Source organism: Enhygromyxa salina, assembly GCF_000737335.2.
Lineage (GTDB): Bacteria > Myxococcota_A > Polyangia > Nannocystales > Nannocystaceae > Plesiocystis > Plesiocystis salina_C.
In genome coordinates this window covers 21,781-38,115 of record NZ_JMCC02000104.1, presented here as the reverse complement: position 1 = coordinate 38,115, position 16,335 = coordinate 21,781, and the positions used below count along the sequence as shown (strand labels likewise).

The 16,335-nt window shown below is 67.9% G+C and carries 17 protein-coding genes; 7 read left to right on the top strand and 10 right to left on the bottom strand.

From position 1 onward, the window contains the following. Positions 1 to 35: 35 nt before the first annotated feature. The gene (locus DB30_RS31895; protein ID WP_146661526.1) at positions 36 to 887 is read left to right on the top strand and encodes a hypothetical protein; all 852 of its coding nucleotides are present in this window, start codon (positions 36 to 38) and stop codon (positions 885 to 887) included. Between the two features lie 123 nt (positions 888 to 1,010). Beyond that, positions 1,011 to 2,312, top strand: a complete 1,302-nt coding sequence (locus tag DB30_RS31890; protein WP_052556143.1) for a CCA tRNA nucleotidyltransferase — start codon at positions 1,011 to 1,013, stop codon at positions 2,310 to 2,312. Here DB30_RS31890 and DB30_RS31885 read toward each other — a convergent pair. The 3 genes from DB30_RS31885 to DB30_RS31875 are packed head-to-tail and all read right to left on the bottom strand — an operon-like array spanning position 2,309 to position 5,463. Next, positions 2,309 to 4,063 (bottom strand): acetate--CoA ligase family protein, encoded by a 1,755-nt coding sequence (locus DB30_RS31885; RefSeq protein ID WP_146661524.1) that lies wholly within the window; start codon positions 4,061 to 4,063, stop codon positions 2,309 to 2,311. The genes DB30_RS31890 and DB30_RS31885 overlap by 4 nt on opposite strands. Before the next feature lie 39 nt (positions 4,064 to 4,102). Beyond that, positions 4,103 to 4,951: a hypothetical protein gene (locus DB30_RS31880; RefSeq protein WP_052556139.1), complete on the bottom strand. Its 849-nt coding sequence runs from the start codon at positions 4,949 to 4,951 to the stop codon at positions 4,103 to 4,105. Continuing rightward, on the bottom strand, positions 4,951 to 5,463 hold the full coding sequence (locus tag DB30_RS31875; RefSeq protein WP_052556137.1) for a DUF507 family protein: 513 nt from the start codon (positions 5,461 to 5,463) through the stop codon (positions 4,951 to 4,953). Before DB30_RS31875 ends, DB30_RS31880 begins: the two co-directional genes overlap by 1 nt. A 61-nt stretch (positions 5,464 to 5,524) precedes the next feature. On the opposite strand from DB30_RS31875, the gene DB30_RS31870 reads away from it, so the two are divergent. Next, positions 5,525 to 6,007 carry an NUDIX domain-containing protein gene (locus DB30_RS31870; RefSeq protein WP_052556136.1) on the top strand — a complete coding sequence of 161 codons (483 nt, stop codon included), beginning with the start codon at positions 5,525 to 5,527 and terminating at the stop codon, positions 6,005 to 6,007. Between the two features lie 999 nt (positions 6,008 to 7,006). Here the strand turns inward: DB30_RS31870 and DB30_RS31865 are convergent. From DB30_RS31865 to DB30_RS31835, 7 genes are read right to left on the bottom strand one after another with little or no spacing between them, the layout of a single operon-like run. Next, positions 7,007 to 7,585: a YcbK family protein gene (locus DB30_RS31865; RefSeq protein WP_052556134.1), complete on the bottom strand. Its 579-nt coding sequence runs from the start codon at positions 7,583 to 7,585 to the stop codon at positions 7,007 to 7,009. Between the two features lie 33 nt (positions 7,586 to 7,618). Further along, positions 7,619 to 8,095: a M67 family metallopeptidase gene (locus DB30_RS31860; protein ID WP_052556133.1), complete on the bottom strand. Its 477-nt coding sequence runs from the start codon at positions 8,093 to 8,095 to the stop codon at positions 7,619 to 7,621. Beyond that, positions 8,085 to 9,149, bottom strand: coding sequence for a PLP-dependent cysteine synthase family protein (locus DB30_RS31855; RefSeq protein ID WP_146661520.1), 1,065 nt, complete (start codon positions 9,147 to 9,149; stop codon positions 8,085 to 8,087). Before DB30_RS31855 ends, DB30_RS31860 begins: the two co-directional genes overlap by 11 nt. An 18-nt stretch (positions 9,150 to 9,167) precedes the next feature. Next, on the bottom strand, positions 9,168 to 9,446 hold the full coding sequence (locus DB30_RS31850; RefSeq protein ID WP_052556132.1) for a MoaD/ThiS family protein: 279 nt from the start codon (positions 9,444 to 9,446) through the stop codon (positions 9,168 to 9,170). 11 nt (positions 9,447 to 9,457) lie between these two features. Next, positions 9,458 to 10,276, bottom strand: coding sequence for a HesA/MoeB/ThiF family protein (locus DB30_RS31845; RefSeq protein WP_052556130.1), 819 nt, complete (start codon positions 10,274 to 10,276; stop codon positions 9,458 to 9,460). Position 10,277: 1 nt separating this feature from the next. Next, positions 10,278 to 11,243 carry a cysteine synthase A gene (gene cysK / locus DB30_RS31840; RefSeq protein ID WP_052556129.1) on the bottom strand — a complete coding sequence of 322 codons (966 nt, stop codon included), beginning with the start codon at positions 11,241 to 11,243 and terminating at the stop codon, positions 10,278 to 10,280. Between the two features lie 20 nt (positions 11,244 to 11,263). Beyond that, positions 11,264 to 11,674: an RrF2 family transcriptional regulator gene (locus DB30_RS31835; RefSeq protein ID WP_146661516.1), complete on the bottom strand. Its 411-nt coding sequence runs from the start codon at positions 11,672 to 11,674 to the stop codon at positions 11,264 to 11,266. Between the two features lie 195 nt (positions 11,675 to 11,869). Here DB30_RS31835 and efp point away from each other — a divergent pair, with 195 nt between their 5' ends. The 4 genes from efp to DB30_RS31815 all read left to right on the top strand — a co-directional run bounded on the left by efp (position 11,870) and on the right by DB30_RS31815 (position 16,300). Continuing rightward, entirely contained in the window at positions 11,870 to 12,430 is a 561-nt protein-coding gene (gene efp / locus DB30_RS31830; RefSeq protein WP_052556125.1) for an elongation factor P, read from the top strand. A 43-nt stretch (positions 12,431 to 12,473) separates the two neighbouring features. Continuing rightward, positions 12,474 to 13,535 carry an amino acid--tRNA ligase-related protein gene (locus tag DB30_RS31825; protein WP_052556123.1) on the top strand — a complete coding sequence of 354 codons (1,062 nt, stop codon included), beginning with the start codon at positions 12,474 to 12,476 and terminating at the stop codon, positions 13,533 to 13,535. A gap of 271 nt (positions 13,536 to 13,806) precedes the next feature. Further along, positions 13,807 to 15,408, top strand: a complete 1,602-nt coding sequence (locus DB30_RS31820) for a tetratricopeptide repeat protein (RefSeq protein ID WP_052556122.1) — start codon at positions 13,807 to 13,809, stop codon at positions 15,406 to 15,408. A gap of 97 nt (positions 15,409 to 15,505) precedes the next feature. Then, positions 15,506 to 16,300 carry an energy transducer TonB gene (locus DB30_RS31815; protein ID WP_052556120.1) on the top strand — a complete coding sequence of 265 codons (795 nt, stop codon included), beginning with the start codon at positions 15,506 to 15,508 and terminating at the stop codon, positions 16,298 to 16,300. Positions 16,301 to 16,335 lie beyond the last annotated feature (35 nt).

Genomic DNA, 16,335 nt, shown 5'->3' with positions numbered 1-16,335 from the left:
TGCCGCCGGGCGCGAGGCCCGGTTAGATGCATCCCATGCTGCACAAGCTGATCGCTCCCGCGTGCGCCCTGGCTGCGCTCTCGATCTCGTCCATTGCGCTGGCCGGCGAAGCTCCGGCGAGCGAGGCGGCGGCAGAAGCGACCGACGCCCAGGGCGCGGTCGAGACTGTCGAGCAGGTCGAGTCATCCGATCCCATCACGCTCGAGAACGAGGTCGCCGCTTCGGCCGAGCTCGGCGTCGATCGCCTTGTCAAAGGCGGCCGACTCTCCCTTGGCGCCGCGCGAACCCTCGCGGGGCTGACCGGCATCAACGTCCGCTACTACCTCACCGATCACTTCCACATTGGCCTCAACCTTGGCGTCGCAACTTTCAGCTACCGGGAGCCGGACTTCACGGGCGATCCGATCGACTGCGGGACCGACCAGAAGGACGCCTCGTGCACAAAGAACACCCGCACGCTCGCGTACATCGGCTCGAGCCTCGAGGGTGTGTACTGGATCCTTGGCAAGCCCGCCGGCAACTGGCCGTTCCAGGCTGACTTTGGGATCGGCGGCCGGCTCGGGTTTCAGCACTATGTCAACGGCACGGACATCGGCAACAACCTCGACGATCCGCTTCAGCTGACGGCCGAGATCCCGCTGATCCTGATGCTCAACCTTGGCGAGAACTTCTCGATCGCCCCGGAGTTTGGCGCCGCGTTCCGCTGGAACCCGGGCTCGCGCCTGCAGGGTCCAACCGAGATGCCCCCGGATCCAGGCGACAGCAACCCCGGCTTCGGCTCGAACGGTCGCTTCGAGCCCGGCGACATGTCGGGACCCGGCTTCGGCTTCGAGATCACCGATCACGTCGGCGTGTTCGGCGGGGCCAGCTTGCTCTACTCGTTCTAGGTTGGTCCAGACCGACCCGTTTTCAGCTCGAGCGACAACTTCGCTCGAGCTGAAAAAGATCATGGCTACCCGCAAGCGGGCGCGCCCCCTCGCGCGGGCTGAAAACAACCTACTATCCCGCCAATGACCACCAGCGAGCGCCAGACAGCACCGGCAGACCACGACGAAGCGCGCGCGCGGATGCGGGCCGTCGTGATCCCGGCGGCGATCATGACCGTGCTCGAGACGCTCGCCCGGGCCGGATTTCACGGCGTCGTCGTCGGCGGCGCGGTCCGTGACGCGCTGCTTGGCGCCAACGGAGGGGACTGGGACGTGGCCAGCGACGCCACCCCGCAAGAAGTCATCGAGCTGTTCCCGCGCACGATCCCGACGGGGATCGAGCACGGCACGGTCACCGTGCTGTCGGGCTCTGGCGAGCAGCGCCACGCCGTGGAGCTGACGACCTTTCGCGGCGAGGGCGTCTACCACGATGGTCGGCGCCCGAGCGAGGTCGTGTTCTTGCGCGCGCTCGAGGACGACCTCGCGCGACGCGACCTGACGATCAACGCGTTCGCTTGGGACCCGCTCGAAGCGGTGCTCACCGACGCGTTCGGCGGCCTCGAAGATCTGCGCGCCGGCCTGATCCGGGCCGTCGGCGATCCGGCCACGCGCTTCGCCGAGGATGGCCTCCGGACCATGCGCGCGGTCCGGTTCGCCGCCGCGATGGGCTTTCGCCTGGCGCCCGAGACCGAAGCCGCGATCGCTGGCGCCCTCAGTGTGTTCGACAAGGTCAGCCGCGAGCGGGTCCGCGTCGAGCTCATCAAGCTGCTCGCGGCAGCTCGACCCTCGTTGGGCCTGCAGCCCATGGCCAGCACCGGCCTGTGGGATCGCGTGCTCGCCCCGCTCGAGCCCGTCGCCCGCGACCACGCGATCGATGCCTGCGATCGACTCCCCGCGCGACCGATGCTGCGCCTGGCCAGGTTGCTGTGGCCCGTCCGCTACGATCGCGAGCAGGTCGAGATCATCATTGACGCGCTGCGCCCCAGCAACGACGAGCGGACACTGCTGCTGCGGCTCACCAGTGAGCTGGTGGACGAGCTCGCGCTCGCCGTCGAGCTTCCCGACGACGCCCGCGCCCCCGTCGTCCGAAAGATCGTGGCTGAGCTCGATGCCACCTACCTCGACGACGCGTGCGCCTTGCTCGAGCTCGACGCGCAGACCATCGCCGCCGTTCAGGCCGCCCTCGAGGGTGCCGCCCTCACCACCAAGCAACTCGCGATCAAGGGCGCCGACCTGATCTCCGCCGGCATCGCAACGCCCGGCCCACAGCTGGGCGTACTGCTCGCCCAACTCCTCGACGCCGTGATCGAGGACCCAAGCCGCAACAGCAAGGACGCCCTGCTCGCGCGCGCCCGCGAGCTCCTCGCCGCCGGGGACGACTCTTAGCGTCCCTCGAGGTGGGGCCGCTGCACGATCCGGGCGTCCAGCGTGACGTACTGACGATCCGAGTCCACGAGGCGCGCCGGGCTCAGGTCGATCGACAACAAGCGCTCCCCGGTGTGCCGGAACAGCCCGTCGATCCGCAGCAGCAACCCGGCGAGCACGTTCACGTCTGGGTCGCTGGCGCGGCGCCGGGCAGGCAGCGGAACGGCCGACAGGGCAGCCTCGGCCAGCAGCAGGGCGTCGGTGTTCGACAGCGGTGAGACGGCGAGCACCGGCTCGGCCGGGACATCGAGCAGCGCGCGAACGAACACGACCCCCGCGCCGGTCTGCATGCGTAGCGCCCCGCAGTGCACGTCCAGCCCCGCCTCGATCATCTCGGCGACCACGACCCCGTCGAGCTGCACGGTCGGCGCCCGCTCTTCCACGTTGCTGACGATGTTCGCGTAGGCCCGCTTGACCGCCGCCGCGTTGGCGACGTCGAGCTCGACCGCCCCAAGCTCGCGCTTGCGGCGAAGCTCGGGGCTGAGGGCCTTGAGCACCACCGGGTAGCCGATCTTGTCGGCGAAGCTGGCGGCGCCGCTGGCCGAGTTGGCGAACGCTTGGCGGGTGACCTCGATGCCGTGCCCGCGCAGCACCACCTTGCTCTCTTGATCCGAGAGCACATCGCTCGCGCCCTCGAGCACCGCGTCGGCCCGCGCGAGCAGCTCGGGCTCGGGCAGCTCGGGGGCTTCGAACTCGCTGGCCAACAGCGCCTGGCTGGCGCGAAACCGCAGCAGCCCGCGCTGGGCCAAGAACGCCGCCGTCGGCACCCGCAGCGACAGCGCCGGATCGGGCGCCTGCATCCCCACGAGCTCGCCGATGCGTGGGAGCGCCCGCCGGGCTTGGTCCCACAGCGCCCGGGCGGCGTCGGGGTCATGGCCGACGTCGCGGTTCGCCTGCGCGTGTGGATTCAGCTGAAGTCGGATGCCCTCGCGCAGCAGCGCCAGCACCTGGGGCGCCGGGTAGGTCGGCCCAGACAGGCGCTCGAGCGCGTGGGCGACCGTCGCCGCCTCGAGCATGGCGGCGTGGGGTTCGAGCTCGACCTGCGGGACCCCGAGCGGCACCAGCAGCTGCCGCAGCTCGCGGGGGCCCAGGCTAGCGAGCCAATCGAGCCAGTCGACCCACCCGATCTCCAGCGCGCGGGCCGGGACGTAGCCGACGACATCGTGGGCCAGCAGCATCGGCCCCCCGAGCCAGCGCGGCAGCCAGCTGGGGGTGGGCGCGATCGCCAAGCGTGTCGGCCCAATCGCCTGGCAGAGGGGGGCGAGCTCATCGCGGTGCGCGGCGCAGGCGATCGGCGCAGCCTGACCGTCTGCGAGCTCGCCCGCCCCGATCTGGAGCGTTGCCGCGGGGCCGAGGAGCGCGGTGCCCTGCCGGATCGAGCGCTGGCGCAGCTCGGCGAGCAGGGTTGGATCGCCCTCGCCGGTCAGGACCAACAGCGCCGGCAGCCGATCGCCAAGCGCCCGCAACAAGTTGGCGTCCACCTCGCGGGTGGCCACCAGCTCGACGCGATCGCCAAGCTCTCGGACCACGCGCCCGAGCTGCGCGTCATCGACCACCCGCCCGCGGGCGAACGCGGGAGCGGTCGTCCACGCGCTTGGATCTTCGGCGACCGATCGGGCGACCAGCACCGTGTGCTGCGCCGCATCAGCCGGCCCGAGCAAGGCCGCGAGCGGGCCTTCCGTTCGGCGTTTGCGTGGCTGCCTCGCTGTCATGCCTGCGCCCGAATGACCCAGCGCGTCGGACCTGGCGCGTCAGACGAAGGTGCTCTTCCACGGCGTGTCGGCGAACTGGCCGACCACGTCGCTCCACTTGCCAGGCAGCACGAAGTCCGCCAAGCCCCAGCTGGGATCGAGGGGCCCGCTGATCTCCCGCTCGCCGACCAACAGGATCACGCGCAAGCCGGGGCTGCGCTCGACCAAGGTCAGCGGGAGCCCCTCGCCGGATTCGTCGAACCACAGCAGCGTGCCCTCTTGGTAGCTCGCGTAGTCGTTGGCAGCGACCGGGTGCGCGCCGATGCTGTCGAGCGCCGCCTTGGTCGCGGGGTCGAGCGCGCCTTCGACGGTGTCGAGGTAGATCAGCGGCGGCTGCTCGGCGGTCGTTGACAGATCCGCGGCCTGCTCGGCGGCCGTGACCAGCCAATCTTCGAGCTCGACCTGGGTCACGTCGGCCTCGTACTCGGGCTCGATCTGAAGCGGCGCCTGCTGCCAGGGCAGGGTACCGGCGACCGTGCCGATCACGGGCTCGAGCTTGCTGAGGTTGTCCGCAGGGCCGCCGATCCAGCGCCCAACCATGGGACCGATCCCGGCCTGGGCCAGCACCGAGCCGGCCTCGCGGGTGTAGGGAGCGAACACGTGACGGGGCGACAAGCGCCGAAACAGCTTCTGGATCCCCTCGGGGCCGAGGAACACGATCTGATCGGCGCCGGAGCGGCTCGCCTCCACGATCAGGCGATCATCGAACCCGCCAGCGTCGCCCAGGCACAGGGTCAGAACCGAGGCCCCCCGCGCGTCCGCGACCTCGCGGGCGAGGCACAGGGCGACGAGGCTGCCGGGGTGCGGGCCGCGTGTTGTTCGTTGAAGGTAGACGACGACGTGGGCCATCAGCTCAGACCATGCTTGCGTTTCACAAGATCGAGCTGCTTTTGATACTCGATCTCGAAGCTGTCGGTGCCGTCTTGCAGGTGCTTGAGATGGCGCCGAACCTCGCGGTCGAGGTCCTCGTCGTGCTGCATGTGCCGGCGGAGGATGTCTTTGATCTTGCGGCGCAAGGTCGCGTCGTCGACGTAGATCTCGTCGACGAACTGCGAGCGCATGAACAGCTCGACCATTTGGTTGGCGATCCAGACGATCGAGTCGTCGCCGATCCCAAAGTCGAGCTGCTCGGCTTGTTGCCGGCGGATCCGAAAGAGCTCCGAGTAGGGGAGACCGCGCTGCTCGAGGATGTCCTTCGACCGCTCCGAGATGTCGCGGTTGAGTCGCAGGTACTCCTTCAGGATCGACTCGACGTCGTTCTGAAATTCCTCGCGGTTACTCGTCTCGATGTCACCCGGCTCGACGAGCGCTTGCAGGATCGAGTCGAGGATCGCCGGGATTTTGCTGGCGTACAGACGCATGAGTCAAAGCCGAGGATAGGCGCTGGGTTGCACGGCGTCCAGGCTCCGGCAACATCGGCCCATGACGGGATCTACGCTGGGCCATCGGGCGACCCACGACGCCGCGACCGCAGAACCGGCCCAGCAGCGCTTGGTGGTGGCTGCGGGGCTGGTGCGGCTACATTCGCAGCTGTTGGTCCAGCGCCGCCCAGCCACGGCCAGGCATGGCGCTGGAGCGCTCGAGTTGCCCGGTGGGAAGCTCGAGCCGGGCGAGGGGCCACGGGCCGCGCTGGCGCGGGAGCTCCTAGAAGAGTGGGGACCGGCGGCGCGGGAACTGGAGATCGGCGGGGTCGCGGATGTCCTGCATCACATGTATCCGGCCCCCGGACCCGAGGTGATCTTGATCGTCCTGCACGTCGACGCGCGCCGCTGGTCGTCTGGGTGGCGGGAGCTCATCCAGCCCGAGCCGGGCGTCGAGGTACTGGCCTTCGAGATCGACGAGCTGCCCCTCGATCAGTTCTTGGCCGCCGACCGCCCGTTCTTGGCTGGGCTCCGAACACGCTAGTGCCCTAGATCTCCCTCCCCGCAAGGAGGTCGCTTCGGTGAGCGACACAGGCCGCACGAGTCGGGGGGTCGTGCTTTTGGGGTCTGCGGGGGTCGATGTGCTGATCGGGCAGCGCGCACGACCCGTGAGGGTCCCTCCGGGCACGGAGGGCTCAAGACGCGAATTTGCGTTGCGATGGATCGCTGTCGGCGAGGTCGGGCTGTGGCTTCGGTCGGGCACTCGCAACGCCCTCTTATTGTGCCCGGAGAGACCCTCACGGGTCTTCTGTGCGCTTCTCGTTGTTCGAGACGGCGGCTACGCGCTCGGGATCGGGCAGTTCTGGGTCAACCACCGCTCCACTCGAGCGGGCCACCTTCCACGCCTGCTGGCATCCACTGGTTTCGCGGGCGTACCTCGAGCATCGCCTGCGCACGCCCGGCTCGGTTGTGAGCGGGTTGTCATCGGCGGCTTTTTCGGCGATGCGCCGCTGCACGCCGCTGCACGCCGCTGCACGCCGCTGCACGCCGCTGCACGCCGCTCTGCACGCCGCTCGGATGCTCGCGTGCGACAGCGCCCGGGTCGACGTCGTGCTCGGGGAGCGCTGTCGCTGCACCTGCGCGACCACTCGAAAGCATTCGAATGACCACCGCAACCAGCATTGTTGGACCCCAAGACGCCCCTCGATCCCGAGCACGTAGCCGCCGTCTCGAACAACGAGAAGCGCACAGAAGACCCGTGAGGGTCTCTCCGGGCACAATAAGAGGGCGTTGCGAGTGCCCGACCGAAGCCACAGCCCGACCTCGTCGACAGCGATCCATGACAACGCAAATTCGCGTCTTGAGCCCTCCGTGCCCGGAGGGACCCTCACGGGTCGTGCGCGCTGCCCGATCAGCACATCGAACCCCGCACCCGCTCACCGAGGCGATGTCCATGCAGAGGCTTACATGGCTCGACGGTCTGAGGCGGAGCCTCGCTAACTTTGCGTTGCCTGCCCGCCCAGATCCCGCAGGCAACTGGGCCTCAGGTCCCCCTCCAGGTTCGTTTGCGGCCAAGGTCGATGTGGACGAATTCACTGACCGGATAGAAGCCGACCCCGCCCGGGTGAACCCCGAGCAGCCAATCGTAGAGCGCCCGGGTCTCGACGCCGGGCAAGAAGAAGTCGATCGCGTTGGCTTCCGTGTGCTGGCTGTTGTTGGCGACCTCGTGGCCCTTCTTTGCCAGTAGCAGGTTGTACTTGGGCGCGCGGTAGCCAGAGATGATCCTGACTTCGCGGACGTCGAAGTGGGCGGCGGTGGCGACGATCCTGGCGACGAGGGCCGCCGGGATCGGGCCTTGGCCATGGGTGAACCAGCAGCGAAAGAACGCGCTGCGATCGGCTTCGCCGCGCTGATCCTCGGCGATCCCCGAAGGTCCCGTCAGCGCCCGGATCTCGTGGGTGCGAAGGTTATTTGCCCACACCGGCTGATCGGCGCGCTGCCCGGCGCGCGCGGGCTTGCCGGCCCGCGCGGACTGTTTGTCAGCCAGGTAGGAGTCTTTCTTGGACGCCGTCGAGTCCGGTGGAGCCTGGGCGAGCACTGCCGCGAGCGCGAGCGTGAGCACGGCTCGATAGTACTCCAGCGGGATCCGCCAGACTCAGATTTTGGCCCCGTCGAACCGGGCGATCTCCACGAAGGCCGGATCCGTCGCGTGCTTGCGAAACAGCAGCGCCTCACGGATCTCGTCGTCCTGGCAGTCAACGACCAGATAGTCCACCGGCCACCCGGCGCTGAGGGCCGCGCGGGTGTCTTCGGCGGAGAAGTACGCGCCCACGCGCGGGTGCGAGTGGTAGACGATCGTCGCGGGCCGGTCCGAGTCGAGGCTGTCGGCGAGCATGCGCAGGTGCTTGCCGCCGAAGGTGTAGGCGGTCGCGGCGGTCCGTGGGTAAGTGGCTGGATCGACCGCGTGATAGCGGTCTTGCATGTTCTCGCACTCGATCAGCTGGGCATCCTCGCCGCTGCCGATCACGAAGCCGCAGCACTCGTTTGGAAACGTCGCGCGCGCGTGGCGATAGATCGCTTGAACCACCGCGGCCGGCAGCCGCGTCGCGTCTTCACTCGTCTCACCAGACATAGTGTTTCTCCCACTCGAGCGGCGTGAAGTAGCGGTCACCGCGATCACACAGGACCGTCACGACGACCCCCGGCGTGTCGGCCGAGCTCAGCTCACGACCGATGCGCAGCGCGGCCGCGACGTTGGCCCCGCTCGAGTGGCCAACGAACAGCCCCTCGACTTCGGCGAGCCGCTCGGCCATGTCCCAGCCTTCTTCGGTCGGCATCCAGATCGTCGCGTCGAGCACCGACTCGTCGTAGATCTCTGGGACGAGGCTGCTGGGCAGGTGCTTGAGGCCTTCGAGCCCGTGCATGCCGTCATCGGGCTGCATCGCCACGCAGGTCACGTCGCGTCCGCAGGCCCGGCCGAGCTCGTGGAGCCGCCGCGAGGTCCCGACGATCGTGCCGCTGGTCCCGATCCCCGTCACGAAGTGGGTCACGCGACCGCGGGTCTGCTGCCAGATCTCGGGCGCGGTCCCGTGGTAGTGGGCCAAGGGGTTGCTGAGGTTGGCGTACTGGTTGGGGTAGTAGTAGCGATCCGGGTGCGCGCGCATCAGCTCGCGCGCGAGCATGATCGCCCCGTCGCTGCCCTCCATTGGGTCCGAGTAGATCAGCTCGGAGCCATACACGCCGCTGACCTGCTTGCGCGGCGCCGAGACGTTGCTGGGCATGACGAGGGTGATCGGGATCCCCAGCGCGGCGCCGACCATGGAGTAGGCGATGCCAGTGTTGCCGCTGGTGCTGTCGATCAGCCGCTTGCCTGCCAGGTCGCCGCGCGCGAGCGCGTCTTCGATGATGCGCAGGGCCGGCCGATCCTTGACCGAGCCGGCCGGGTTGGTGAACTCGCACTTGGCCCACAGCTCGACGCCGGGACAGTCCGCCTCGATCTGGTGGAGCCGGACCAGCGGCGTACGGCCGATCAGATCGGTGATGCGATCGACCCGCGCCGGCCGGACCAGGCGCTGGGCGGCGAGCTGCTCGGCCGCCGTCCGCTCAGCCGGGTTCGGCTCGGTCGAGCTGCCCAGATCCTCGGACAGACCCTCGGGCAGATCCTCGGGCAGATGTCGGGCGCTCATGACGGACTCCACCGCATGTCAGCCGAGTCCGCCCGCGATCGCTGGGATGATGCTGACCTCATCGGCGTCCTTCACGGGGGTGTCGAGGCCCTCGAGAAAGCGGATGTCCTCGTCGGCGACGAAGATGTTGACGAAGCGGCGCACGGCCCCCTTGTCATCGCGGATGCGCTCGCCAATACCGGCGTAGCTGCCTTCGAGGTTGTCGAGCAGCTCGCGGATGTTGGCGCCAGAGACAGCGACTTCATCCTTGCCTTCGGTGTACTTGCGCAGCGGGGTGGGGATCCGAACGGTTGCCATGTTGCGTGTTCCTAGCGGTCTTGGGCTTGGGTGTTGGCGTGTAGTTCGACCGCGGTCGAACAAGTTACGCAGTTGGGTCGGGGCTTGGGCGCGAGTCGCCGCACGCTCCCGTGGAGAAGATCGAAGTGCAGGCACACGCCCGCAGGGGATGGGGCGTGTGGGGCGTCAGCGTTGGCCAGGCTGACCGCCAGGGTCGCCATCGCGTGGCCGACCGCGCCGGCGACCGGGCCGGCGACGCCGACGCTCGCGCACGCGGGCGCGAGCTCGGGTGGGGGAGGGCCCTCGAACAGGCATCGGTAGCAGGCGGCGTCGCGCTGGCGGGGATCGATGGCCATCGCTTGTCCGTGCCAGCCAACCACCCCACCCATGACGACACGCAGGCGCGCGCGCAGGCAGGCGTCGTGGACCGCGAACTTGAGGGCCGGCGAGTCGCTGCACTCGAGCACGACCCACGGCCGAGACGCACCGGTCGTCAGCTCGTTTAAGATCACGTCGAGCTCCTCGGGAACCAGACGTTGGCGCACCGTGGTGATCGCCATTGCGGGTGAGGCGTCCGCTTCAATGCGGCTGCGCCCAAGCAGGGCGTGGCGAGCGGCGTCGACCTTGTGCGTGCCCACGTCCGCGGCGCTGAACAGCACCTGCCGGGGCAAGTTGCTCAGATCCACGAGATCGTCATCTACGATCGTGATCCGGCGCGCGCCACCTGCGAGCAGGCCGAGCAGGGCCGGGCATCCAAGCCCGCCCGCGCCGATCACCAAGAACTGCGCCGACGAGCCACTGGCTCGGGCTGTCGCTCCTGTCGATCGGGCCCCTGCCAGCGACGCGTGCATGTCAGCGTCGATCCCCCTCGGGCGTGAAGAAGGCATCGAGGCTGAAGTAGCGCTCCCCGGTGTCGCACAGCACGGTGATCACGTTCTTGCCGGGCCCGAGCTCACGCGCGAGCTCGAGGGCCGCGACCATCGCCGCGCCCGCCGAGATCCCGACCAACAGCCCCTCTTCGTGGGCCAGGCGCTGACGCATGCGGTAGGCGTCGTCGTCACGCACCCGCGCGACCCGGTTGTAGATCGTGGTGTCGAGCACATCCGGGACGAAGCCGGCGCCGATCCCCTGGATCTTGTGGGGGCCAGGCTCGTCGCCTGAGAGCACGGCGCTGTTGTCGGGCTCGACCGCGACGATCTGGACATGTGGGTTGTGGGCGCGCAGGGCCAAGCCCACGCCGGTCACGGTTCCACCGGTCCCGACCCCCGCGACGAAGCCGTCGATGCTCGCCCCTTCCATCTGTTCGATGATCTCGGGGCCGGTCGTGAGCTTGTGGATCAGCGGATTCGCGGGGTTCTGAAACTGCTGCAGCATCACGTGATCCGGCGCGCTGCACAGCTCCTCGGCCAGCGAGACCGCGCCCTCCATCGTGCGATCTTCGGGCGTCAGCACGATCTCGGCCCCGTAGGCCTTGAGCAAGTTGCGACGCTCGAGGCTCATGCTCTCGGGCATGGTCAGGATCAAGCGGTAGCCCTTGACCGCGCTGACCAGCGCGAGGCCGATCCCGGTGTTGCCCGAGGTTGGCTCGACGAGGGTGCTCTCGCCGGGGCGGATCAGGCCGTCGCGCTCGGCGGCCTCGATCATGGCGAGCGCGATGCGGTCTTTGACCGAGCCGCCGGGGTTCATCATCTCGCACTTGCCCCACACGGTCGCGGCCTGATCAGGCCCGGCGTCGCCCTGGGTGAGACGGTTGATGCGGACCAGCGGCGTGTTGCCGATCAGGGCCAGGATGTTGTCGACCAGTGTGGGTCGCTGCATGGTTTCTGCCTCGGTCGAATCTAGATCACGTAGTCGGCCGCTTGCCGGCGGTAGCGCTCGCGGGCCTCGCCGATCAGCTGCTCGAGGTTGAGTTCACCGACCGCGGACTCGAACCGCTGGTCGACCGAGTCCTCGACCAGACGGGTGATCTCGTCTTGGGGATGCCCGGTTTCGTTCGTGGATGCCGTGCTCAGCACGCTGATGACCTCGGCGACGGCGATCTCCGCTGCGGGTTTTGCGAGCCGGTAGCCCCCGCGGGGACCCCTTTTGCCCACAACCAACCCGGCTTTTCGGAGCTCGCCGATGATCTCTTCGAGGTAGCGTGAGGGAATGGCCTGCTGCTCGGCGATGACGTGGGCGCTTGCGTACCCTCTGTAGGCCACGTGGGTCAGCGCTCGCAGGCCGTATCGGACTTTTGTCGACAGTCGCATTTACCGGGAACCCTCGCTGGAAATCTTGGCCGAGCCTGCCACACCGCGGCCTGTCGCGCCAGCCCTCCCGCGCGCGGGCTAGATTAATTACGATGATTTACCGAGTATTTGGTCCGGGTGGGTCCGCGGCAACCAAGGTGCGGCGATGGCGGCTGCTTGACCCGCTCGGCCGTCGGCGCTAGGCAGCCAGCGCCGATGGACGTCTCTGATCTAAAAAAGAACTCCAAGCTGGAGATCGATGGACAGCCCTGGGTGGTGACGGACTTTCAGTTCGTCAAGCCCGGCAAAGGGCAGGGCCTCTACAAGTGCAAGATCAAGAACATGATCACGGGCGCGGTCATCGACCGAACCTGGCGATCCGGTGAGAGGCTCACCGACGCCGACGTCGAGTCGCGCAAGTTCGAGTTCTTGTTCTCCACGGGGGACGCCTACACCTTCATGGACAGCGCGACCTACGAGCAGGTCGAGCTGCAGGCGGATCTCGCCGGCGACGAGGCCAAGTTCTTGATGGACAACCTCTCGGTCGACATCCTGTTTTACAACGGTCGACCGGTCGGCCTCACGCTGCCCAGCCACGTGACCATGGAAGTCGCGCAGTGCGAGCCAGGGGTCAAGGGCGACACGGCCACGGGCGCGACCAAGGGCGCGACCTTGCAGACCGGCTACGAGGTTCAGGTCCCGCTGTTCATCAAGATCGGCGACAAGCTGAAGATCGACACGCGGACCGGCGCCTACGTCGAGCGCGTCAACGACTAGGTTTGACGGGGGCAGGGCGCCCCTCTTCGAGTCGGCTGATCTGATGCCAGGCGAAGTCAGCGCGGCCGGTGACGGGCTCGCAACGCGGGACCGGGTGCTCGCTTGGGACGCCGCGCTGGCGGCCGTCCGCGGGCAGCTGCGGGCGGCCGGGCTGCGCGAGGTCAGCACCTCGATCCGGGTCGACGCCGTCGCGCTCGAGCCCTGGATCGAGCCGCTGGCCAGCGGCGAGAAGTTGTTGGCGACCAGCCCCGAGCTGGCGATGAAGCGGCTGCTGTGTCGGGGCGGGGGCTCGATGTTCCAGATCGCCCATGTGTTTCGGGCGGCCGAGCGCGGCGCCCAGCACAGCGAGGAATTCCATCTGATCGAGTGGTACCGCGATCAGCAAGCGCGGCTCGAAGGGATCACGCCGGGCATGCAGGATGTCGAGCGGATCGTGGCCGCCGTGTTCGAGGCGGTGGGCGCAGCGCTCGGAGATCGGGTCCGCGAACGGCTCCCTGCGCCAACGCGCTGGCGAAGGGTGAACCTGCTCGCGCTCATGGGGGAGACCCTTGGCGTTCAGTTGGTCGGGAACGAGTCTGCGGAGGCCCTCGCGCCGTTGTTGGACCGTGTAAGGGCCGCTGGGGGGGTCGTGTTGGCCGCCGGTGAATCGGGCCCCCACCACCTCGGCCTCGGGCCTGACGTCGCGCGTCTGCTGGCGTGGACCGAGCTGTTTAGTCTGTGGTCGGCTCACACCTTCGACCCCTGGCTCGCTGGACTCCCCCCAGATGTTGGCGTCCACGTCGAGCGGTTCCCCGCCAGCCTCGCGGCGCTCGCCGAGCTCGAGCCCGACGAGCGCTGCACCGCCGCGCGCTTTGAAAGCCACGTCGGTGGCATCGAGCTCGCCAACGGCTACCGCGAGCTGCGAGACCCGGTCGAGCAGCGACGCCGCTTCGAGCACGTCGCCGGGATCCGTGCCCATGTTGGGCTCCCGCCGCTGCCCATGCCCGACGCATTCCTCGCCGAGCTCGAGGCGATGCCGGCCTCCGTCGGGGTCGCCCTGGGCCTCGATCGACTCGTCGCGCTCGCGTGCGGTCAGCCGCGCCTCGATCAAATCAGGCTGTTGTAGCGGGCCTGCGCTCGCACCCGCGGCCGCGCACGATCCGCGAACCCATGTGCACCGCAGCACGCATGCGCATCCGTTCGGGGCCGATCGCTGCCCGAAAGACCGCATTGACGACCACACAGTGTCCTCGCGGGGGTATCGAACGCTGATCCCAAGTGCTCGCAAAAAGCTCATCCAGGCTCGTCACGAGCCATTTTGCGTGGAATTTGCGTTTCTTCGGCAAGTCCAGGTTCGTCTTGATTCCTGGGGCCATCTGGGTACACTGGCGCCCTCCATGCGTCGCAAGCTCGCTCTACTCGCCGCGATCTCCATGGCCGTTGGGCTGGCCGCGTGTACCAAGATCGAGTCGCGCGATCTCATCCGCGAGGGCAACCAGCTGTACGCCGATGGCCAGTGGGAGCTGGCCATCGAGAAGTACAACAAGTCGCTCGAGAGCGAGCCCGATGGCGTCACCGTGCTCTGGAACCGGGCCATGGCCGCCGAGAGCATCGTCCTGGATCTCAAGGACGCGACCGACGAGGCCGACGTCAACAAGCGCAAGGAGTACGCAACGCTGGCCATCTCCTCGCTCGACGAGTGGAACGAGAAGCGCGACAAGACCAGCGTCCAAGATGATCGCCCCGAGTGCGCCAAGCCCAAGCCAGAGGGCGAGGCCGCCCCGGCAGAGCCGGCCGAGGGTGCCGCCGCTGAAGGCGAAGAAGCGGGCGACCCGGATCTCAAGGCTTACAAGCAACACCGCTTGGCGGTGCTCGGCGCCGACGCCCGCTGCGACGACTTGATCGAGCACTGGCGGCAGATGCACATGGCCTGCCCCCAGAACGAAGATCTCTATATGACGATCGCCCAGACCTTCGAGGACATCTGCGGGATGCCCGACAAGGCGGAGGAGTGGTACGTCAAGCGCACCGAGGATTTCCCGGACAGCGCGAAGAGCTGGTACTCGCTGGCGACCCGCCGGTTCTATCCGTTGATGCCGGATCCAGAGGCGGGGCTGCCCTTCAACGCCGCGCTCGATGCCAAGACGCGCATCGAGATCGCCGACGAGGTCATTGGCTATCTGGAGAAGGCCACCGCGATCGATCCAAAGTACCGCGATCCCTATGTGTGGCGCTCGATGGCGTACACGCAAAAATCGCTCGCGCGCGAGTTCATCGATCCGCCCGACACGCCGGTCGACGCGATCGAAGCGATCTTGGCTCGTCGTGACAGCATGCTGGCCTGGCGCGAGACCAAGGCCGTGTGCGACATCGAGAAGATCCCCGACTGCCCGTTCGAGGTCGATCCCGGCGAGCTGTTCCGCGATCTCGCCAGTGACGGCAGCTCGTGGAAGGACCGCGAGGTCAACCTGTGGGGCAACGTCGTCAACGACTCCGTCAAAGAGGTCGACAAGAAGGCGCTCGTCTACGAGTTCGATCTCGAGGTCGAGTACGATCCGATCGTCGAGCCGGTCGAAGGCGAAGGCCAGGGCCAAGTGGAGGGCGCGCCGCCGCCACCGCCCGCCGCCGAGGGTGAAGAGCCACCGCTCCCCAAACAGATCGTCACCATTCGCTACACCTTCATTCAGCCAGAGGGTGAAGAGGGCGCCCCTCCGCCCGACATCAGCGCAGAGATCGCCGCGCAGCTCGAGGTCTGGAAAAAGCTCAAGTCCACGTCGTTCGCGGGCTTCATCGAGGGCAAGGGCGGCGCGTTCACGCTGGCCGCCGCGCAGAAACAATTTTTGGGCTGTTGCCCGCCCGCGCCACTCACGCCAGACGCCGAGAAATCGGATGCGACGCGGCTCGAAGAGCTGCGTGCCGAGCTCGCCGCGCTCGAAGCCGCCGAGCAGGCCGGCACCGACGGGGCTCAAAAGGGCACGAAGGGCACGAAGGGCAAGTGAGCCCCCAACTACCCGTATCATCCGTGTCACCCGTTTCATCCGAGTCACGGGGGCTCTCCCAGCTCGACTGAGAGCCACGGCGCGAAAGGACTTCACGATGGCGTTCGAACACTACCTCGGCACAACCAAAGTCAACCCGGCGCGGGTCAAGCTGCTGATCGGGGCCGGCGTGATGGCGATCGTGGGCACGATCTCGATGATCTTGTTCATGTGGGTGGCCGGCAAGATGAGCATCGCGCGGGTCGACGCCCCCACCATCGACTTCATCCTCGTCCAGATGTCGGCCGAGGAGCCGCCGCCGCCTCCACCGCCGCCGCCGCCTCCCGCTGGCAGCGAGATGGAAGAGGAAGAGGTCGAAGAAGACGTCCCCGAAGAGGACGAGCCCCTCGAAGAGCTGACCCAGCCCGAGGACAAGCCCAAAGACATCCCCGACAAGAAAAAGGGCAGCGGCGTGCCGACCGGTATTCCCGGCGGTGTGCCCGGCGGCGTGCCCGGCGGCGTGCCCGGCGGTGTGCCTGGCGGCGTGCCCGGTGGTGTGCCGGGCGGCGCGTCGATCTCGACCAAGCCGGCCGCGGGTACTTCGGTCACCAAAAAGCCGCTGCAGGCCGTCATGGCCCAGGCGGTCTACTCACCCGACCCCGACCAAAAGCTGCTTCAGCAGACCAAGGCCGCCCGCTTCGACAAGCGCGACGGCACCAACAAGACCTCGTTTTGCGTCGATACGACCGGAAAGGTCGTGGACGTGAAGACCAAGTCCAAATTCCCCGGCGATCCGCAGGTGGATCAAATCATCCGCGACACCATCAAAAAGTGGCGCTTCAAGCCGTTCATCGTGGGCGGCAAGCCGGTCAAGACCTGCACCGAACGAACCTTCAAGCTCAAGTTCAAGTGAGCGGCCAAGCCGCTCGAGCAACGTGTCCCGGCCCC